General features: G+C 71.6%; 1 protein-coding gene. It reads left to right on the forward strand.

Annotated features, from left to right (window positions below; translation table 11 throughout):
* A partial coding sequence (locus ACFXKA_RS43055) for a VWA domain-containing protein (protein WP_379431921.1) occupies positions 1-1,176 on the forward strand: 1,176 nt, incomplete at both ends.

Raw genomic sequence — 1,176 nt, forward strand, 5'->3', positions numbered from 1 at the left:
ACAACCTGCAGGACACGAGCAAGGCGGCCGAGAGGCCGGCCTACGGAGGAGCCCCCGGCAACGGGCCGGGGTCCACGGGGGGCTCGGGAGCCGCGAGGCCGGCCGACGGCGTCGAGCAGGGCGAAGGCCGGCCGGAGGGCGAACAGAAACAGGACGACACGGGGCGGGACTTCGCACCCGAACCGGACTACCTGTCGACCTTCGCACTGGACGTGGACACCGCCTCCTACGGATACGCGCTGCGCACCCTCGACGAAGGACGGCTGCCGGACCCCGGCACCGTACGGCCCGAGGAGTTCGTCAACAGCTTCCGCCAGGACTACGAACGGCCCGAGGGGGACGGCTTCTCCGTCACGGTGGACGGCGCGGCGGCGCCGGGCGCGGACGACGACTGGTCCCTCCTGCGCGTCGGACTCGCCACCCGGCCGGCCGACCCCGGGGGCGAACGCCCGCCCGCCGCGCTCACGTTCGTGATCGACATCTCGGGCTCCATGGCCGAGCCCGGCCGCCTCGACCTGGTCAAACAATCGCTCGGCATCCTTACGGACGAGCTGCGCGGCGACGACTCGATCGCCCTGGTCACCTTCAGCGCGCAGGCCGAGACCCGACTGCCCATGACCCGCGTCGGCGACAGCCGCGCCCGGATCCACGACGTGATCGAGGAGCTGGAACCGTCCGACTCGACCAACGTCGGGGCGGGCGTCGAGACGGGCTACGACGAAGCCGTCGGCGGCCGCAGGAGCGGCGCGACCAACCGGGTCGTCCTGCTGTCGGACGCGCTGGCCAACACCGGCGAGACGCAGGCGGACGCGATCCTCGAACGCATCGAGGGCGCGCGCAGCGAGCACGGCATCACCCTCTTCGGCGTGGGGGTCGGAAGCGACTACGGCGACGCCCTGATGGAACGGCTGGCCGATAAGGGCGACGGACACACGACGTACGTCTCCGACAGGGAACAGGCCAGGAAGGTCTTCGTCCACCAGCTCCCCATGAACGTCGAACTGCGCGCCAGGGACGCCAAGGCGCAGGTGGCGTTCGACAGCGGCGCAGTTGAGAGGTTCCGGCTGATCGGCTACGAGAACAGGGCGGTCGCGGACGAGGACTTCCGCGACGACCGGGTCGACGGCGGCGAGGTCGGGCCGGGGCACACCGTGACCGCGCTGTACGCCGTCAGGC

The organism is Nocardia sp. NPDC059228 (genome assembly GCF_042754245.1).
Lineage (GTDB): Bacteria > Actinomycetota > Actinomycetes > Mycobacteriales > Mycobacteriaceae > Nocardia.